Source organism: Burkholderia sp. YHN3-13, assembly GCF_055810675.1.
In genome coordinates, this window is the sequence record NZ_JBVVNQ010000105.1 from 1 (window position 1) to 540 (window position 540).

At 57.2% G+C, this 540-nt stretch carries 1 protein-coding gene; it reads left to right on the plus strand.

All coding sequences use genetic code 11. The features are described from left to right. A partial coding sequence (gene tnpC / locus AC0KUR_RS38120) for an IS66 family transposase (protein WP_473377423.1) occupies window positions 1-540 on the plus strand: 540 nt, incomplete at both ends.

A 540-nucleotide genomic window follows, 5' to 3' on the forward strand; every position in this document is an offset into this window, starting at 1 on the left:
GCTACAAGGCTGGCTTCGAAAGCGGCATCACCGAAATTGGTTGCCTTGCACATGCTCGGCGGAAGTTCTTCGATCTACACGTCAAGCACCAAAGCGAACTAGCCGAGCCGGCACTGCGGTACTTCGGCGCGCTATACGAAGTGGAGCGCGATGTAGCGGAGCTTGACCCCGATCGAAGACGCATCGTTCGTGAAGAGCGGGCTCGACCGATTGCTGACGCACTCCATATCTGGCTGCGCGAGCAGAGACAACGTGTCCCTGAGGGCTCGGCGACGGCCAAGGCGCTCGATTACAGCCTGAAACGCTGGGAGGCGCTTACCCGCTACCTGAATGACGGGCATCTGCCTGCGGACAACAATTGGGTGGAAAATCAGGTCCGTCCATGGGCCATTGGCAGATCAAATTGGTTGTTCTGTGGATCTCTGCGGGCGGGAAAACGTGCGGCTGCCATCATGACATTGATACGATCTGCACAACTAAATGGGCACGATCCGTTGACCTACCTGAAAGATGTGTTGACTCGATTGCCGACCCATCGCG